Source organism: Sinomonas terrae (assembly GCF_022539255.1).
Taxonomy (GTDB): Bacteria; Actinomycetota; Actinomycetes; order Actinomycetales; family Micrococcaceae; genus Sinomonas; species Sinomonas terrae.
The window spans coordinates 1,485,862-1,503,674 of record NZ_JAKZBV010000001.1 but is presented as its reverse complement, the minus strand read 5'-3'; the positions used below and the strand labels follow the sequence as shown (position 1 = coordinate 1,503,674).

General features: G+C 66.7%; 12 protein-coding genes. 3 read left to right on the top strand and 9 right to left on the bottom strand.

The genetic code is table 11. The features are described 5' to 3' along the window. Positions 1 to 10 precede the first annotated feature (10 nt). On the top strand, positions 11 to 4,114 hold the full coding sequence (hrpA, locus tag L0M17_RS06955; RefSeq protein ID WP_241053156.1) for an ATP-dependent RNA helicase HrpA: 4,104 nt from the start codon (positions 11 to 13) through the stop codon (positions 4,112 to 4,114). 21 nt (positions 4,115 to 4,135) lie between these two features. Here the strand turns inward: hrpA and L0M17_RS06950 are convergent, their stop codons facing one another. The 4 genes from L0M17_RS06950 to L0M17_RS06935 are packed head-to-tail and all read right to left on the bottom strand — an operon-like array spanning position 4,136 to position 7,351. Continuing rightward, positions 4,136 to 4,564 carry an HIT family protein gene (locus L0M17_RS06950; RefSeq protein WP_241053155.1) on the bottom strand — a complete coding sequence of 143 codons (429 nt, stop codon included), beginning with the start codon at positions 4,562 to 4,564 and terminating at the stop codon, positions 4,136 to 4,138. Further along, positions 4,561 to 5,772 carry an NAD(P)-dependent alcohol dehydrogenase gene (locus tag L0M17_RS06945; RefSeq protein WP_241053154.1) on the bottom strand — a complete coding sequence of 404 codons (1,212 nt, stop codon included), beginning with the start codon at positions 5,770 to 5,772 and terminating at the stop codon, positions 4,561 to 4,563. The genes L0M17_RS06950 and L0M17_RS06945 overlap by 4 nt, the downstream gene beginning before the upstream one ends. Positions 5,773 to 5,774: 2 nt before the next feature. Continuing rightward, positions 5,775 to 6,650: a sulfurtransferase gene (locus L0M17_RS06940; protein ID WP_241053152.1), complete on the bottom strand. Its 876-nt coding sequence runs from the start codon at positions 6,648 to 6,650 to the stop codon at positions 5,775 to 5,777. A 44-nt stretch (positions 6,651 to 6,694) separates the two neighbouring features. Continuing rightward, the gene (locus L0M17_RS06935; RefSeq protein WP_241053150.1) at positions 6,695 to 7,351 is read right to left on the bottom strand and encodes an MBL fold metallo-hydrolase; all 657 of its coding nucleotides are present in this window, start codon (positions 7,349 to 7,351) and stop codon (positions 6,695 to 6,697) included. Between the two features lie 111 nt (positions 7,352 to 7,462). On the opposite strand from L0M17_RS06935, the gene L0M17_RS06930 reads away from it, so the two are divergent. After that, entirely contained in the window at positions 7,463 to 7,939 is a 477-nt protein-coding gene (locus L0M17_RS06930; RefSeq protein ID WP_241053147.1) for a Fur family transcriptional regulator, read from the top strand. Between the two features lie 44 nt (positions 7,940 to 7,983). Here the strand turns inward: L0M17_RS06930 and L0M17_RS06925 are convergent, their stop codons facing one another. The 5 genes from L0M17_RS06925 to L0M17_RS06905 all read right to left on the bottom strand — a co-directional run bounded on the left by L0M17_RS06925 (position 7,984) and on the right by L0M17_RS06905 (position 13,319). Further along, positions 7,984 to 8,895 carry a metal ABC transporter permease gene (locus L0M17_RS06925; protein ID WP_241053145.1) on the bottom strand — a complete coding sequence of 304 codons (912 nt, stop codon included), beginning with the start codon at positions 8,893 to 8,895 and terminating at the stop codon, positions 7,984 to 7,986. Further along, positions 8,892 to 9,719 (bottom strand): metal ABC transporter ATP-binding protein, encoded by an 828-nt coding sequence (locus L0M17_RS06920; protein WP_241056341.1) that lies wholly within the window; start codon positions 9,717 to 9,719, stop codon positions 8,892 to 8,894. Before L0M17_RS06920 ends, L0M17_RS06925 begins: the two co-directional genes overlap by 4 nt. A gap of 97 nt (positions 9,720 to 9,816) precedes the next feature. Next, positions 9,817 to 10,809, bottom strand: coding sequence for a metal ABC transporter solute-binding protein, Zn/Mn family (locus tag L0M17_RS06915; protein ID WP_241053144.1), 993 nt, complete (start codon positions 10,807 to 10,809; stop codon positions 9,817 to 9,819). A 117-nt stretch (positions 10,810 to 10,926) separates the two neighbouring features. After that, the gene (locus tag L0M17_RS06910) at positions 10,927 to 11,997 is read right to left on the bottom strand and encodes a hemolysin family protein (RefSeq protein WP_241053143.1); all 1,071 of its coding nucleotides are present in this window, start codon (positions 11,995 to 11,997) and stop codon (positions 10,927 to 10,929) included. Beyond that, the gene (locus tag L0M17_RS06905; RefSeq protein WP_241053142.1) at positions 11,997 to 13,319 is read right to left on the bottom strand and encodes a hemolysin family protein; all 1,323 of its coding nucleotides are present in this window, start codon (positions 13,317 to 13,319) and stop codon (positions 11,997 to 11,999) included. Before L0M17_RS06905 ends, L0M17_RS06910 begins: the two co-directional genes overlap by 1 nt. A 522-nt stretch (positions 13,320 to 13,841) precedes the next feature. Here L0M17_RS06905 and L0M17_RS06900 point away from each other — a divergent pair. Next, positions 13,842 to 17,744, top strand: coding sequence for a multifunctional oxoglutarate decarboxylase/oxoglutarate dehydrogenase thiamine pyrophosphate-binding subunit/dihydrolipoyllysine-residue succinyltransferase subunit (locus tag L0M17_RS06900; protein ID WP_241053141.1), 3,903 nt, complete (start codon positions 13,842 to 13,844; stop codon positions 17,742 to 17,744). The last annotated feature ends 69 nt before the right edge of the window (positions 17,745 to 17,813 follow it).

The window sequence follows — 17,813 nt, the reverse complement described above, 5'->3', positions numbered from 1 at the left end:
TGGATCAGCCATGGCCTTGACGATTACGTACCCCAGCGCTCTGCCGGTCTCAGAACGGCGCGACGAGCTCATGGAGGCGATCGCCGCCAATCAGGTCACGATCATCGCGGGCGAGACTGGTTCCGGCAAGACGACCCAGATTCCGAAGATGTGCCTCGAGCTCGGCCTCGCCGAGAAGGGATTGATCGGCCACACCCAGCCGAGGCGCCTCGCGGCCCGCACGGTTGCCGAGCGGATCGCGGAAGAACTGGGAGTGGAGCTCGGCCAGGAGGTCGGGTTCCAGGTCCGATTCACGGGCGAAGTCGGGCCGGAGACGAAGGTCAAGCTCATGACCGACGGCATCCTGCTCGCCGAGATCCAGCGGGACCGCCTCCTCCGGCGCTACTCGACGATCATCATCGACGAGGCGCATGAACGCAGCCTCAACATCGACTTCATCCTCGGCTACCTCAAGCGCGTCCTCCCCCAGCGGCCAGACCTCAAGGTCATCATCACGTCGGCGACGATCGATCCCGAGAGGTTCGCCCGGCACTTCGCGCGCGAACTGCCCGGCGGAACGACTGAACCGGCTCCGGTGCTCGAGGTCTCAGGCCGCACCTACCCGGTCGAGATCCGCTACCGCCCGCTCGTCGCCGAGGCATCGGCCGAAGGCACGGCGGACGACGACGAGACATCCGTCGCGCGGTCCGACGACGCGCTCGAGGACGATCGGGACCCCCTCGACGCGGTATGCGACGCGGTCGAAGAACTCTCGCGCGAAGATCCGGGCGACATCCTCATCTTCTTTTCGGGTGAGCGCGAGATCCGCGACGCCGCCGATGCCCTCGGCTCTCGCCTCCAGTCGAACCGTCGTCTCGCCGGCGCCGAAATCCTCCCGCTCTACGCGCGGCTGTCGCTCGCGGAACAGCACCGCGTCTTCGCGCCCGGCGGACGGCGGCGCATCGTCCTCGCGACAAACGTAGCCGAGACCTCGCTCACCGTCCCGGGCATCAAGTACGTCATCGACACGGGCACAGCCCGCATCTCTCGTTACTCACACCGCACGAAGGTGCAGAGGCTGCCGATCGAACGGGTCTCGCAGGCTTCCGCGAACCAGCGCGCGGGCCGCTGCGGCCGCGTCTCAGAGGGCATCTGCATCCGCCTCTACTCGGAAGAGGACTACCTTTCCAGGCCGGAATTCACAGATCCGGAGATCTTGAGGACCAACCTCGCGGCCGTCATCCTCCAGATGACGGCGATGGGCATCGCTCGCGGCCCGAAGGATGTCGAGGCCTTCCCGTTCGTCGAACCGCCCGAGAGCCGGGCAATCAACGACGGCGTCCTGCTCCTCCGCGAGCTCGGCGCCCTGGCGGAGCCGGGAGCGCAACCGGAGCAGCGCGGCAAGGGGCGCAACAACGGTCGTGCCCGCGGCAAGGAGGACGGCCGCCCAGGCGGACTGACCGCCGTCGGACACCAACTCGCTCAGCTCCCGGTCGATCCCCGGCTCGGACGCATGATCGTGGAGGCGTCGAAGCGCGGCTGCGCCCGGGAGGTCATGGTGCTTGCGGCTGCGCTCACGATTCAGGATCCCCGCGAGCGCCCCGCGGAGAAGCGACAGCAGGCCGACGAGAAGCACGCACGCTTCAGGGACGAGAACTCGGACTTCTCGGCCTACCTCAACCTCTGGAACTACCTTCAGGAGAAGCAGCGGGAACTCTCCTCGTCGGCCTTCCGGCGCCTCTGCAAGGCAGAGTTCATCAACTATCTGCGGGTCCGAGAGTGGCAGGAGCTGTTCCAGCAGCTCCGCCAGATCGGGCGCCCGCTTGGCATCAGTCTGGGGCAGGGCCGGGAGACGGATCCCGTGGGCAACCACGATGGGGTCCACATCTCGCTCCTCGCGGGTCTCCTGAGCCACATCGGTCTCCTCGACGAGCGCAAGCGCGAGTATGCGGGCGCCCGCGGGACGCGCTTCGCCATCTTCCCGGGATCGGCGCTGTTCAAGAAGAGCCCCGCGTATGTCATGGCTGCGGAGCTCGTCGAGACGAGCCGTCTCTGGGCACGGACGGCCGCGAAGATCGATCCCGAATGGGCAGAGCTCGTGGCCCCGCACCTCGTCAAGCGCTCGTACTCGGAACCGCACTGGTCGAAGCGCATGGGCTCGGTCATGGCGTACGAGAAGGTCACTCTCTACGGCGTCCCCGTCGTGCCGCAGCGCCGCGTCAACTACGGGCGCATCGACGCTGCGCTCGCCCGCGAGCTGTTCATCCGCCACGCGCTCGTCGAGGGTGACTGGCGCACGCACCACGCGTTCTTCCGCCGCAACCGTGAGCTGCTCGAAGAGGTCGACGAGCTTGAGACGCGCGTCCGCCGGCGGGGCCTGCGCGTGGATGACGAGACCCTCTTCGACTTCTATGACGAGCGGCTTCCCGCGACCGTGGTCTCCGAGCGTCATTTCGACGCGTGGTGGAAGAAGGCCAAACAAGACGACCCCCACCTCCTCGACTTCGACCGGGCCTTGCTCCTGAGCGAACGCGCCGAGGACGTCGACGATGCCGCCTACCCCAAGGTCTGGCGGCAGGGTTCGTTCGAGCTGCCGCTGAGCTACGAATTCCAGCCTCTCGCCCCCGGTGGGACACCCGATCCGAACGACGGGGTGACGGCCGAGGTGCCGGTCCTGTTCCTCAATCAGCTCGACCCCGAACCGTTCCGGTGGCAGATCCCAGGGCAGCGTGCAGAGCTCGTTGCGGCGCTCATCAAGTCGCTTCCCAAGCAGGTGCGCAAGAACTTCGTCCCGGCGCCAGACGTCGCCCGGCAGGCGGTAGCCATCCTCGACGCGGACTTCGATCCCCAACGGGACGACCTCGAGCCGTCGCTCGAACTCGCCCTCCGCCGCGTCAAGGGCCAGATCATTCCCCCGGGTTCGTGGAACTGGGACGTTGTCCCTCCCCACCTCAAGATGTCGTTCAGCGTTGTAGACCCGCGGGGAAAGGTGCTCGGATCCGGCAAGGACCTCGTCGCCCTCCAGGAACAGCTCGCGCCTGCCATCAGGCGGGCCATCGCAGAATCGCTCGGGGCGACGCCCAGCTCAGCCCGCCGCACGAAGAGGGGCGAGGAGGGACCGGAGACGAAAGACGGAAGGCGCACCTCGTCGTCGTCCGGCCAAGCTGTCAGCTCACCGCAAGGGACGACGACGGCGGCCGGGGACGGCGCGGCCGTCTCCGGACGCTCGCAGCTGGCTGAGCGCACGGGGCTGACCGAATGGAGTGTCGGGACCATCCCGCGCACGGCAAGTACCGTCGTCGCCGGGCATACCGTGACCGGCTACCCCGCCCTGATGGACGAAGGCCGCGGCACCAAGGGACAGCCGAAGGCGCGTGGGAGCGTGGCGCTGCGGGTCTTCCAGAGCGAGGATGACCAGCTCCTGGCCCATCGCGGTGGCGTCATCCGTCTCCTCGCCCTGCGCGTGCCGCCGCCCGACAGGTACGTCCTCGAGCACCTCAACAACCGCGAGAAGCTCACGTTCAGCCAGAATCCGCACGGCAGCGTCGCGGACCTCATCGCAGACTGCGTCCTCGCGGCGATCGATCGGCTCGTGCCAGCTGCGCTCCCTTGGGACCGTGCGGCGTTCGACGCGCTCTACGACCACGTACGAGCCGAGCTCATCGATACGGTCTTCGCCGTGACCGCGATCGTCGAGGAGATCCTCGCCTCGGCCAACCGCATCGCAAAGCAGCTCAAGGGGACCACGAGCCTGGCCCTCGTGAGCGGGCTCAACGACGTCAAGGCTCAACTCGAGCAGCTCGTCTATCCCGGCTTCGTCGCGCGGACGGGCTACGCCCAGCTCATGCATCTCCCCCGCTACCTTCGGGCCATCGAACGGCGGCTCGAGAAGATGCCGGCCAACGTACAGCGAGACGCCGTGGCGATGGCGACCGTGCAGTCCCTCGAAGATGACTACGACGACGCAGTGGCCGCACTCGCTCCCACTGGCCGGAACCGTGCCAAGCTCGAAAGGGTGCGCTGGATGATCGAGGAGCTCAGGGTGAGCCTCTTCGCCGTCGAATTGGGGACCGCGGGGAAAGTCTCCGAGAAGCGCGTGCGGCAGGCACTCAACGAGGCACTCGCGCCGGCGTAGAGACCCCGCGCGAGCCGGACGCTAGGACTCCGGCACGAACTCGCCGTGGCCCCGATCGCGGAGGGCCTGCCGCAGCTTCTCCGCCGCTGCGTCCATAGCCGCGGGGTCCGGATCGTGCTGAGCCCGCTGGAAATTGAACTCGGCCTCGGAGGTTGCCGGCCAGACGTGAACGTGGAGGTGATGGACCTCGAAGCCGGCGATGATCATGCCCGCCCGCTCGACGTCAAAGGACTCGACCTGCGCCTGCCCGATCTGCTGGGCGACGGACATGACCTTGCTGAGGAGCTCAGGCGAGGCGTCTGTCCAGCGGTCCACCTCCTCCCGCGGCACGACGAGCGTGTGCCCGTCCGCGAGGGGGGCGATCGTCAGGAACGCGACGACGTCGTCGTCCTTCCAGACGAAGCGCCCTGGGATCTCGCCGTCGATGATCTTCGTGAAAATCGTAGTCATTCCTCACCCTCCTCGGCCTGAGCCGAACCTGCCCCGGTGCTCGCCAGCGTCGTGGCATCGAGGACGAACCGGTATTTGACGTCGCCTGCGACCATGCGGTCGTAAGCCTCGTTGAGCTCGTCCGCAGCGACGAGCTCGATGTCTGCTGCCACCCCGTGCTCGGCGCAGAATTCCAGCATCTCCTGCGTCTCCGCGATCCCGCCGATCAGGGAGCCGGCGTACGAGAGGCGGCGCCGGATGAGCAGCCCCGGATCGACGGGCGCCATCGTCCCCGACGGGAGACTGAGCTGGAAGAGGGCGCCGTCGAGGCGAAGGGTGCGCAGGTAGGCGTTGACGTCGTGGGGAGCGGCGACCGTGTCGATGACCAGGTCGAGCGTGCGCCGGGCGGCCTCGAGCGCCGTCGGATCGGAGGTCACGACGACGTCATCCGCGCCGAGTTCGCGGGCGGCGTCGCCCTTCTCAGCAGAGCGTGTGAAGACGGTGACCTCCGCCCCCATGGCCTTGGCGAGTTTGACGGCCAGATGCCCCAGGCCTCCGAGCCCGACGACGCCGACCCGTTCGCCGGGCTCGACCCCGAAGTAGCGCAGGGGCGAATAAGTCGTGATGCCGGCGCAGAGCAGTGGCGCGGCGGCGGCCGGGTCGAGGGTCTCGGGAACGCGGAGCACGAACTTCTCAGTGACCACGATTCGCTGCGCGTAGCCGCCTTGGGTGGCCTCGCCGCCGTTGCGTGGGTCCGCGGAACCGTAGGTGAGGACGTTTCCGCGATCGCAGAACTGCTCGACCCCGTCGAGGCAGTTCTCGCACTCCCCGCACGAGTCGACCATGCAGCCAACCCCGACCCTGTCATCCACGGAGAAGGACCGGACTTCGTCACCGACCCGACGCACACGCCCGACGATCTCGTGTCCCGGAACGAGCGGCCAAGGACGTTCACCCCACTCGCCGCGTGTCGCGTGCACATCCGAATGGCATAGGCCGCAGAACTCGATGTCGATCTCGACATCGTCCGGTTTCAGCGCCCGGCGCTCGATCGTGAGCGGCACAAGGCCACTCTGAGCGGAGGTGGCACCATAGGCGGCAACTTCACTTCCTGTGCGGGGCGCAGGCGCTTCCCCAGCGGGAGCGGACGACGGCGACTCGCTCCCTTGGTCGGTCAGCGTGCGCCGCACCTTGTCCGCACCGGGCATGACAGGGCGTCCTGGAGTCATGATCAAGACGCTATCTCAGGCTGCGGACCCGTCGCGATGGGGCGGGAAGGATCGCGTGACCACTGCGAGAACGATCCCGGGTAGAGGGCCGCGTCGATTCCAGCTATGGCGAGCGCCGCGACGTCGTGCGCTGCGGTGACGCCGGAACCGCAGTAGACCGCGACGGCCCGGCCTGGCTCGGCTCCGAGCTCGGCATAGCGGCGCCTGAGCTCGTCGGGCGTCAGGAACCTTCCGTCCTCAGCGAGATTGCGCGAGGTCGGCGCGCTGACGGCGCCAGGGATGTGGCCGGCACGCGGATCGACCGGCTCGACTTCGCCGCGGTACCTTTCGGGCGCCCGGGCATCAAGGAGGACACCCTTGAAAGAGGCTGCTTCGTCGACGTCGATCGTGGGCATCCGATGGCTGTCCAAGTGGACGGTGCCCGGCATCGCCGGCGTCTCGATGCCCTCGTCCAACGGGAGGCCAGCGGCGCTCCACGCGCCGAGACCACCGTCCAAGAGAAAGACGTTCTCGAATCCCGCGTCGCGCAGGAGCCACCACGCCCGGGCTGCAGCGTGCCCAGCCGAGTCGTCGTACGCGACGACGGTATCGCCGTCGTCGATGCCCCACCGCCTCGCCGCGGCCTCGAATCCTTCCGGCGTCGGCAGAGGATGGCGGCCCCCGGCCGCCTCCTCGGGGCTGCCCGGATCAACAGGAACGGCAAGCTCCCGTTCGAGGTCCACGAAGACCGCGCCGGGAAGATGGCCGCCAGCATACGCGTCGCGCCCTGGTGGGCCTGCGAGGGACCAGCGGACATCGAGCATGACGGTCCGGTCTCCCTCGTCGAGGCGCCGCTTGAGCTCATCGACGCTGATGAGGACCTGCTGTTGAATATCCATCGTCTTCACCCTAACCGCGAACGAGTGATCTGGGAGCCAGTCCCTCAGATCTCAACCGACTCCCCCGGCTCGAGGTGGCGGTACTCCGTGCCGTAGAGTCCGCCGATCCGCTGCGCGTGCCCCTCGACAATGCCCGTGCCCAGCTCGTTGATGAGCGCGTTGTGGATGGGGAAGGCACGCTGCGCACGCACGGCGATGATGAAGTCGATGACCTCTTGGATCTTGTTCCACGGAGCGTGCACCGGCACCAGCACCGTTCCGACCTCGAGGCCGTTCGGAACGGTGAAGGAGTCTCCGGGATGGAACACCTCCCCGTCGATGACGTACCCGATGTTGGCCACCACAGGAACCAGCGGGTGGATGAGGGCATGCTGGCTGCCGAATGTCTGCACCCGGAAACCCGCCGCCTCGAACTCCTGGCCCGGCTCCGCCGTGTGCACGCGATCGGCCGCGGACGGAGCGGCTTCGCGCAGCTGATCGGCCACCTTCGCCGGCGCCCAGGCCGAGAGCGAGGCATTCCCCTCGAACGCTGCCTTGACGCGGTCAACGTCCAGGTGGTCGGCGTGCTCATGGGTCACGAGGAGCGCCTCCGCACCCTCAAGCGCCTGCTCGACCTCAGAGAAGCTGCCGGGGTCGATCACGAGAGCGCGCCCATCCTTGTCGAACCGGACGCAAGCGTGGGTGTACTTGGTGAGCTTCATCCGGCCAGTCTAGGCAGGCTTGCTAGGCTGGAATACCTGTGGGGGCGAGGCACGTTTGCCACCCCAGGACTAATCGGGCGGGAATTCCCCTCCCGCGGAAGAGAGGGTGCTGTGGCCGAGACGACGGCGTCGGGCCGGGCCCGCGCGGCAGGCGGGCGCGAGCAGCGCGTCACGAAGCAGAAGGTCGCTGTGAGCAGTGCCCTCGACGAGCTCGCAGACTTCGTCTCCACCCAGGAGCTGCACCGCATCCTGCAGGATCGAGGCGCTTCGATCTCGCTCGCCACGACCTACCGAATCGTCCAGTCGATGGCTGAGGACGGGCTGCTCGATGTCCTCCGAGCAGACGACGGCGAAGCCCGCTACCGTCGTTGCGAGGCCCACGGCCATCACCATCACCTGGTGTGCCGCCGCTGCGGAAAGGCAGTCGAGATCGAGGCGCCGGCAGTCGAGGCCTGGGCGAGCCGCATCGCAGCAGAGAACGGCTACACGGCTGTCGAACACACAGTCGAGATCTTCGGACTCTGCCCGGAGTGCTCTGCCGCCGTGGCTGCCGAACTGGCCGAAACGGCAGACGCAGCCGACGCCTGAGGACGGAAGTGCGCTTCTAGGCGCTCCTCGGGCCCTGCCTGCCTTCACACCCCGGATTTTGCCACGGGCGCATGCTCGCGCCGTTCCGCCTCGACCATCCTTCCGGAGTTTCCCCGTCTGACTCTCAAGAGGCCGAGTCCCGCGCACACAAGATAGATGAGGAACGAGAGCGTTGTGATGTAGGGGCTGATGGGGATGCGGCCGCCCAGCGAGAGGAGAATGCCGCCGACAGTGGCGATCTCGGCGAACGCGACGCTCAGGAACACCGCGAGGGCTGGGGACGAGGTCGCCTTCTGCGCGGCGGCCGCAGGTGTGATGAGCAGGGCGAGAACCAGAAGTGCGCCGACCACCTGGATTGAGAGCGCAACGCTGACCCCCAGCAGGAACATGAACAGGATCCCGAGGAACCGCACCGGGACCCCCCGCGCGCGCGCCATCTCGGGATCGACGCTCGAGAACGAGAGGGGCCGCCACACGAGCAGGAGCACGACGATCACGACCATCGCAGCGATCGCCAGCACTTGGAGCTGGACGGTGTCCACGGCGACGATCTGACCTGTCAGGAGCCCGAACTTATTGGCAGAGCGCCCCTGATAGAGGGAGAGGAAGAGGATTCCGAGGCCGAGGCCGAATGGCATCAGAACGCCGATGATCGAGTTCTTCGCCCGCGCACGGCCCCCCATGAATCCGATGGTGAGTGCCGCGAGCACCGAGCCCACGAGCGAGCCTGCTACGACGTCGGTGCCCGCGAGCAGGGCGAACGAGGCCCCGGCGAATGAGAGCTCCGAGACGCCGTGGACGGCGAACGCGAGGTCGCGCCGCACGACGAAGGTCCCAACGAGTCCGCCGAGCAGGCCGAGGATGGCCCCAGCCCACACCGAGTCCTGGACGAGTTGAAGGAGCTGACCATAGTTGTCGAACGAGAAGATCGAGTTCCAGATGTCTGAGAGGCTCATCTCTCGGCCCCCTCCTTCTCCTCGGCCGACTCATCCTCGGACGGAAGCGCGTGTCCGTGGTGGAGATGGGTCGTCGCGTCCGGGAGGCCGACGACGACGATCCGCCCGTGAATGCGTGAAACCTCGACTCGGCTTCCATAGAGCTCCGAGAGGATCTCGGTCCGCATGACCTCCTCCGGCGAACCGACGCGAAACTGGCCCTCGGCGAGATAGAGGACGCGGTCGACGTAGTCGAGGATCGGATTGATCTCATGCGTCACGAAGACGACCGCAGCGCCGGTCTCGGCCCGCTGCCGATCGATGAGGGCACTCACGCCCTGCTGGTGGTTGAGGTCAAGTGCGAGGAGTGGCTCGTCGCACAGGAGCACTCTGGGGCTCCCTGCAATCGCCTGGGCAACGCGAAGCCTCTGCAGTTCACCGCCTGAAAGCTGTCCGACAGGGACTTTGGCGTAGGAGCTCGCGCCCACCCGTCCTAGCAATTCGTCCACAGCCGACTCGACCTTCCGGCGCCGCACTCGGATGCCCCACTGATGGCCATCGACTCCGAGAGCCACGAGGTCCCGTGCGCGCAGGGGCACATCAGTGGGGAACCCCTTCTGCTGAGGGACGTAGCCGACGTCTCGGCCCCTCGTGCCAGCAGCATGCCCGGCCACATTCGCGCTGCCGGACGTGAGCGGGAGCAGCCCGAGGAGCACCTTGAGGAAGCTCGTCTTGCCGCTGCCGTTCGGGCCGAGGACGGCGAAAAACTCGCCGGGCTTGATGTCGAGGTCAAGTCCGCTCCACAGTGTGCGCGTCCCGAACGCGAGAGAGGCTCCACGGAGCACGACGGCGGCCGCCTCTTCACGCTCCCCGGGTACGGTCGCGCGTGGGCCAGCCTGACCGCCGTCGTTCGTCACGATTGTCAAGTCTAGGCCAGCCCTTTCACGAGCGGGCGGCCCCGAGCGCTGTTGCGATTTCGTCCGCGTTCTGGGCCATCCAGGTGATGTAGTCGCTTCCCTCCGGCATCGTCTCGAGGAAGTCCGCGACCGGGACCTTCGCGTCCTGGGAGAACTTCTTGAGGGCCTCCGTCTGCGGGCTCTCTGTCTGAGGGTTGAAGGCGAGCAGCGCGACCCCGTGGCTCGACAGCAGGTCCTGCATCTCTTTGAGCGCGGCGGGCGGAACGTCGTTGCCAGCCTCGACCGCCGAGCTGAACGACTCTGGAGTCTTGTTCTCGAGGCCCGCTGCCTCGAGCATGTACAGCGGAACGGGCTCAGTCACCGCCACGCCCTCCCCGGAGTGCGCCGCCTTGATGGCCGCCAGCTTCGATGTGATTCCTCCCAGCTTGCTGTCCCACTGCGCGGCGCGTTGGGTGAAGGTCGGGGCGTCAGCAGGATCGAGCTTCCCCAACCGGTCTGCGATCGCCTGAGCCACCTTCTGCATGGCGTCTTGGCTGTACCAGATGTGCTCGTTGAACTCAGCACCTGCCGACGCGTCTGCGCCCGTCCGGAGCCCGGACGCGTCGACGGCGTTGAGGACGGAGTCACCCGTGAGCTTTGCGTCACCAGTGAGCCTTGTCATGAAGTCGTCGTAGCCGCCGCCGTTGACAATGGCGAGCTTTGCTTTGGAGACCGCGAGACGATCTTGAGTCGTCGCCTCGTACGAGTGCGGATCCTGACTGGCCTTCGAGATGATCGACGTGACGTTCACTTTGTCGCCGCCGATCGACTTGGCGATGTCGCCGTAGACGTTGGTCGACGCGACGACGTTGATCTGGCCCGTGCCCGACTGTGAGCTCCCGGAGCCACTGCCTGCCTGTGAACTGCAGGCCGCGAGCGCAAGGGTGCCTGCGACCGCGAGCGATGCCGTGAGCACCCGGCGCGCAGCGACGGTCGGCGAAGGAGGCCGCTGGGCAACGCGGCGAAACGAAAGACGCACGGGATTCCTCGGTTCAAGTCGAGCGGCTACTGGGTAGCGAGAGCGCTAATGCGAACTCATCGCAACAAGAACCACTGTAGCGGCTCTTGGGAACAATTCCCATTTAGCACTCCGGCTTCAGTGCCGCCGCTCCCCCTCGAACCGACGGGACCGTCCAGCCTGGGTCGCGTCCCGAATCTCGCCCACCAACTGCTCGATGACGTCCTCGAGGAAGAGCACGCCTCGCGTGCCTCCCTCCGGGCCGATTACGCGGGCCACGTGGAGTCCCGTCTTCTGCATCGCGGTGAGCGCATCCTCGATGTTCGTGTCCAAGCCCAGATTGGCCAAGGAGCGAACGCGGGCCTCACCGATCGGGCGCTCGCGCGCGGCGTCTGGGATGGCGAGGACGTCCTTGACGTGAAGGTAGCCCGCCAGCTCCCCCTCGTCGTCGACCATGGGGAAGCGCGAGAAGCCCGTCTTCGCGACCGCCTTCTCGAAGCCCGAGGGGCTGACCGACGTCGGAAGCGTCACGATCTGCTCGAGCGGCACCATGATCGAGGCGACCGTCTGGTCCGAGAACTCGAGTGCGCCCGAGAGCAGACCGGACTCGTCGTCCACGAGGCCGGACTTGGTCGAGACCTCGACGATCGACTGGACCTCCTCAAGGGTGAACGACGACGCCACCTCGTCCTTGGGCTGCACGCCCATGAGTCGCAGCACCCCGTTCGCGGACCAGTTGAGCGCGACGATGACGGGCCTGACGAGCCGCGAGATTCCGACGAGGATCGGCGCGAGCACGATGGCCGCGCGGTCTGCGATGGAGACCGAGATGTTCTTTGGCACCATCTCGCCGAAAGTCACGTGAAGGATCGTCACGAGCGCGAGCGCGACAATGAAGGCCGCGGTCTCCGCGGCTTCCGTCGGAATGCTGAGCGCTGAAAGAGGCACCCCCACCAAGTCGTGGATCGCAGGCTCTGCGACTTGAAGGAGGAGCAGCGAGCACACGGTGATGCCGAGCTGGGCGCACGCGAGCATGAGCGAGACGTGTTCCATTGCCCGGAGCGTCGTCGCCGCGCGCTTGGAACCAGCCTCGGCGATCGGTTCGATCTGGCTGCGGCGCGTCGACATGATCGCGAACTCTGCCGACACGAAGAACGCGTTGCCCAGCAGGAGCACGACAAGCCAGACGATCCCTCCCCAGTCGCCCATCACGCCTCAGCCCCTTCGGCCCCCGCAGAAACCTTCGGCGCCGGAACGAACCGGAGCCTGTCGACGCGGCGTCCGTCCATGCGAGTCACCTCGAGTGCCCCGCCGTCGACGTCGAGGCGGTCGCCCTGGACGGGCACGCGGCCGAGCGAGCGCATGACGAAGCCGCCCACGGTCTCGTAGGCCGGGTCGTCGTCGACGACCAGCCCCGGAACCTGCTCGGACACTTCGTCCGGACGCATGAGCCCTGGGAAGAACCAATCGCCGGCAGCACTTTGGAGCACGCCCGGCGCAAGGCGGTCGTGCTCGTCGGAGACCTCGCCCACGATCTCTTCGACCAAATCCTCGAGAGTGACGACGCCGGCAGTGCCCCCGTACTCGTCCAGGACGACGGCGAGCTGCAGGTTGCCAGCGCGAAGCTGGGAGATGAGAGCGTCGAGGTGGATCGTCTCTGGCACGCGGAGGACGTCGGTCATGATCGCGCCCGCCTCGAGCGACGCCCGGCGCTCGGCTGGCACGGCGACGGCCTTCTTAACATGTACGAGCCCGCGCACGTCGTCCGGCGAGTCGCCGATGACCGGGAAACGAGAGTGTCCGGTGGCGCGGGCGGCGTCGATGACGTCCTCCACCGAATCCGTGGCGTCGACGGTTGTGACGCGCATTCGAGGAGTCATGACGTCGGCAGCGGTGCGCTCGGAGAAGCTCAAGGTGCGCGAAACGAAGCGGGCCGTCCCTTCGTCGAGGGTGCCGAGCTCAGCAGAACGCCGCACGAGGGAGGCGAGCTCTGCTGGCGAGCGGGCCCCCGAGATCTCCTCCTGGGCCTCGATGCCCATTGCGTGGAGCACCTTGTTGGCAAAGCCATTGAGCACGATGATGGCGGGCTTGAACACCGCGGTGAAGATGAGCTGCGGCCGGGCGACGGCGCGTCCGACGCCCAGTGCGCGAGCGATAGCGAGGTTCTTCGGAACGAGCTCTCCGAGGAGCATCGAGCCGAGCGTCGCGATGATCATCGCAATGACGAGCGAGACCGCATTCGCAGCGGGGACCCCGAGACCCGCGAGCGGCGCTTCGAGCAGTTTGCCCACCGAGGGCTCCATGACGAAACCGGTGAGGAGGGTCGTGAGCGTGATGCCGAGCTGGCAGCTCGAGAGCTGGGTCGAAAGGCTCGTGATGCACTGCATGAGAGCCTTGGCCCCCGGCTCTCCTCGGTCGATGCTGCGTTGGACCGTCGAGTGGTCAAGCGCAACGAGTGAGAACTCGACGCAGACGAAGAACCCGGTGCCGAGGACGAGGACGATACCCGCGGCGAGGAGAAGCCACTCCATTCAGGCACCGACCACCTGGGAGAATGCCGAGAAGTGAAATTCGAAATTTCGACAATCCGTAGAAATTGTTCGAATTCCCCGCTGTGTAGATCTCTGTCTGGAACTCGGTGCAGAACTCTGGGAAGAACTGCCCTGGGAACTGCTCTCGGAACTACTTTGGGAACTACTCTGTGAACTGCTCTGTGAAAAACTACTCTTCGAGATACTTGGGGGAGGGTCGTCGTCCATGGCCATTCCAGCTTATCAGCCGCGTCCCCGCCTCAGTGGAGCGCGATCAGTGTTGAGCGCGACGTTGAGGAGCGTACCGGGGAGGATGTGACACTGCCCACGGATTGCCCGTTTCGCCCGCTGGCTCACTAGACTAGACGGGAGTGTGAACCGGAAGGCCCCTGTCCTCCCCGATTCACGGTGGCAGGCGGCTCCTGTCCCGACATCGAACCGCCTGCCGGGCCATGGTCCGGTGGTTGGCCTGTGAAGACCTGCCTCCTGGCCCAACAGATCGATGGAAGAGGCGTATCTCCAGTGCCAGAACTGCCAACCCACCGCCTGCCTGAAGAATTCGGCGGCAATGAGTGGCTTGTCGACGAGCTCTACGAGCAGTACCAGCAAAACAAGAACTCGGTCGACTCCAAGTGGTGGCCCCTGTTCGAATCGTTCGCAAACGATGCCTCGGCAAACGGGTCTCCGGTCGTGAACGGATCCGCGAAGGCGCAGACCGTCGACACGCTCACCAAGCAGCTGCCGACCACGCCCGCACCGGCCAAGCCGTCTCCTGCCGCCCCCGCGCAGACGGCTCCGGCACAGCCTCCTGCTCCCCCGCAGTCCGCCGCAGCCCCGCAGGCCGCGCCCACCGCGGCTCCGGCCCAGCCGGCTCCCTCGGCCCAGCCGACTCCCTCAGCCCAGCAGGCTCCCGCGGCCGCGGCCCCGAAGAAGGGCGCTGCCGCCGTCGTCCGCGATGGTGCCAAGCCCTCGGCAAGCGGGCCCATCCCCGCGCAGCTGCCGAAGAAGGCCAAGGACGAGACCGTCGAGGAAGACGTCATCACGACCCTCCGTGGCCCTGCCAAGGCGATCGCGTCGAACATGATCACGAGCCTCGAGGTTCCCACGGCCACGACCGTGCGCGCCGTCCCTGCGAAGCTCCTCATGGACAACCGCATCGTCATCAACAACCACCTCACGCGCGTCCGCGGCGGCAAGGTGTCCTTCACGCACCTCATCGGCTTCGCCGTGATCCGTGCCCTGAAGCTCATGCCGTCGATGAACGTGAGCTACGACGTGGTGGACGGCAAGCCCGTCGCGGTCCAGCACTCGCACGTCAACTTCGGCATCGCCATCGACCTGCCGAAGGACGACGGCACGCGCCTTCTCGTCGTGCCGAACGTCAAGAAAGCCGAGACGATGAACTTCTCGGAGTTCTGGCACACGTACGAGGACCTCATCAAGCGCGCCCGTCTCGGCAAGCTGACGGCGGACGACTACGCGGGCACAACGGTCTCGCTCACGAACCCCGGCGGCATCGGCACCGTCCACTCGGTCCCGCGCCTTTCAAAGGGACAGGCTGCCATCGTCGGCGTCGGCGCGCTCGAGTACCCGGCCGAGTTCCAGGGAGCCTCGGAGAAGACCCTCGCGCTTCAAGCCGTCGGCAAGATCATCACCCTGACCTCGACCTACGACCACAGGGTCATCCAGGGCGCCGGATCTGGCGAGTTCCTCCGCATCGTCCACCAGCTCCTGCTCGGAGAGCAGGGCTTCTACGACGAGATCTTCGAATCGCTGCGCATCCCTTACGAGCCGGTTCGTTGGAGCCCCGACCTGCAGATCAACCCCGAGGACACCATCAACAAGGTGGCCCGGATCCAGCAGCTTATCCACGCGTACCGCGTCCGCGGCCACCTCATGGCGGACACGAACCCGCTCGAATACGTCCAGCGCCGGCACCCTGACCTCGACGTCCTGACCTATGGGCTCACGCTCTGGGACCTCGACCGCGAGTGGCCGACGGGCGGATTCGGCGGCAAGCCGAAGATGAAGTTCCGAGACATCCTCGGCGTGCTCCGCGACGCCTACTGCCGCACCACCGGCACGGAGTACATGCACCTCCAGGAGCCTGCCGAGCGCAAGTGGTTCCAAGACGAGATCGAGCACCCCTACAAGAAGCCGAGCCGCGAGGAGCAGCTCCGGATCATCTCGCGGCTCAACTCCGCAGAGGCATTCGAGACGTTCCTCCAGACGAAATTCGTCGGCCAGAAGCGATTCTCGCTCGAGGGCGGCGAATCGCTCATCCCGATGCTCGACGCGATCCTCTCGGAGGCCGCCGAAGACGGCCTCGACGAGGTTGGAATCGGCATGGCCCACCGCGGCCGCCTGAACGTACTGACGAACATCGCCGGCAAGACCTACGCCCAGGTGTTCCGCGAGTTCGAGGGCACGCAGGACCCGCGCAGCGTCCAGGGCTCCGGCGACGTGAAGTACCACCTCGGAACCGAGGGGACGTTCACGGCGGAGAACGGCAAGAAGACCAAGGTCTACCTCGCCGCCAACCCGTCGCACCTCGAGGCGGTCGACTCGGTTCTCGAAGGCATCGTCCGGGCCAAGCAGGACCGGCTCGATGCCGGCGAGGCGTTCCCCGTCCTCCCGATCCTCGTCCATGGGGACGCGGCGTTCGCCGGGCAGGGCGTGGTTGCCGAGACGCTCAACCTCTCGCAGCTGCGGGGTTACCGCACGGGCGGCACGATCCACATCATCGTGAACAACCAGGTCGGCTTCACGACGTCGCCCTCCGCCTCGCGCTCCTCGGTCTACTCGACGGACGTCGCGAAGATGGTCCAGGCGCCGATCTTCCATGTCAACGGCGATGATCCCGAGGCCGTTGTGCGCGTGGCGCAGCTTGCCTACCGCTTCCGCGAGCGCTTCCACAAGGACGTCGTCCTCGACCTCGTCTGCTACCGCCGCCGTGGCCACAACGAGGGCGACGATCCCTCGATGACCCAGCCGCTCATGTACAACCTGATCGAGGCGAAGCGTTCCGTGCGCAAGCTCTACACGGAGAGCCTCATCGGTCGTGGCGACATCACCCAGGAAGAAGCCGAGCAGCTGCTCCGCGACTATCAGGAGCGCCTCGAGCGGGTGTTCGCGGAGACGCATGCCGCGCAGACATCCCCGATCCCGATCGTCACGAGCGATCTCAAAGCCGTCTCCGACCTCGAGCGCCCGATCTCGCAGCAGCAGGAGGACTCCGGGGAGCAGCGTCCGGAATCGACGGCGATCAGCACCGAGCTGCTCGCCCGCATCGGTCACGCGCACCTCGAGATTCCCGAGGGCTTCACGGTCCATCCCAAGCTCAAGCAGCTCTTGGAGCGGCGCGAGCAGATGTCACGCGAGGGCGGGATCGACTGGGGCTTGGGCGAACTCGCAGCCTTCGGGTCGCTCGTTTCCGAAGGTGTTCCCGTCCGCCTCTCCGGGCAGGATTCGCGTCGCGGCACGTTCGTACAGCGCCATGCGGTCTTCCACGATCGGACCACGGGCGCTGAGTGGACGCCGCTTGCGAGCCTCGCCCAGGGCAAGGGCAAGCTCTCGATCTACGACTCGTCGCTGTCGGAGTATGCCGCCCTCGGCTTCGAGTACGGCTACTCGGTCGAGCGCCCGGACGCGCTCGTCCTGTGGGAGGCCCAGTTCGGCGACTTCGTCAACGGCGCTCAGACCGTGATCGACGAGTTCATCTCCTCGGCAGAGCAGAAGTGGGGCCAACGCTCCTCGCTTGTCATGCTGCTTCCCCACGGCTACGAGGGCCAGGGACCGGACCACTCGTCCGCCCGCATCGAGCGCTTCCTCCAGCTGTGCGCCGAAGAGAACATGATCGTCGCGCATCCGAGCACCCCGGCATCCCACTTCCACCTGCTGCGCCGTCAGGCGTACAGCCGGCCGCGGAAGCCGCTCATCGTGTTCACACCGAAGCAGCTCCTTCGCCTCAAGGCGGCCTCGTCGCCGGTCGAGGAGTTCACGTCGGGCAGCTTCCGGCCGGTGATCCCCGAGCACGAGAACCTCGATCCCCAGCGGGTCGAGCGCGTCCTGCTCGTGTCGGGCCGCCTGTACTACGATCTGCTCGCAGCACGGACGAAGGCGAAGGACACGACGTCGGCGATCGTGCGGATCGAGCAGCTCTACCCGCTGCCGCAGGCGGAGATCGCTGCCGAGCTCGCGAAGTACCCGAATGCCGAGGTCATCTGGGCGCAGGACGAGCCGAACAACCAGGGTGCGTGGACCTACCTCGCGCTCAATCTGGCTCCCACGCTCGACCGGCCGCTGCGCGTCGTGTCCCGCCCTGCCTCGGCAGCCACGTCCGCTGGCTCGATGAAGCGGCACGCGGCAGAGGAGTCGACCCTCCTCGAGCTCTGCTTCCGCTCAGGGGTTCCAGCTAACGCGTAGCCTCTAGCACCCGGCACTCGGCTCGAAGGGCGCCCTTTCGAGGTTGGAAAACCCAGCGAGGTTGGGAGC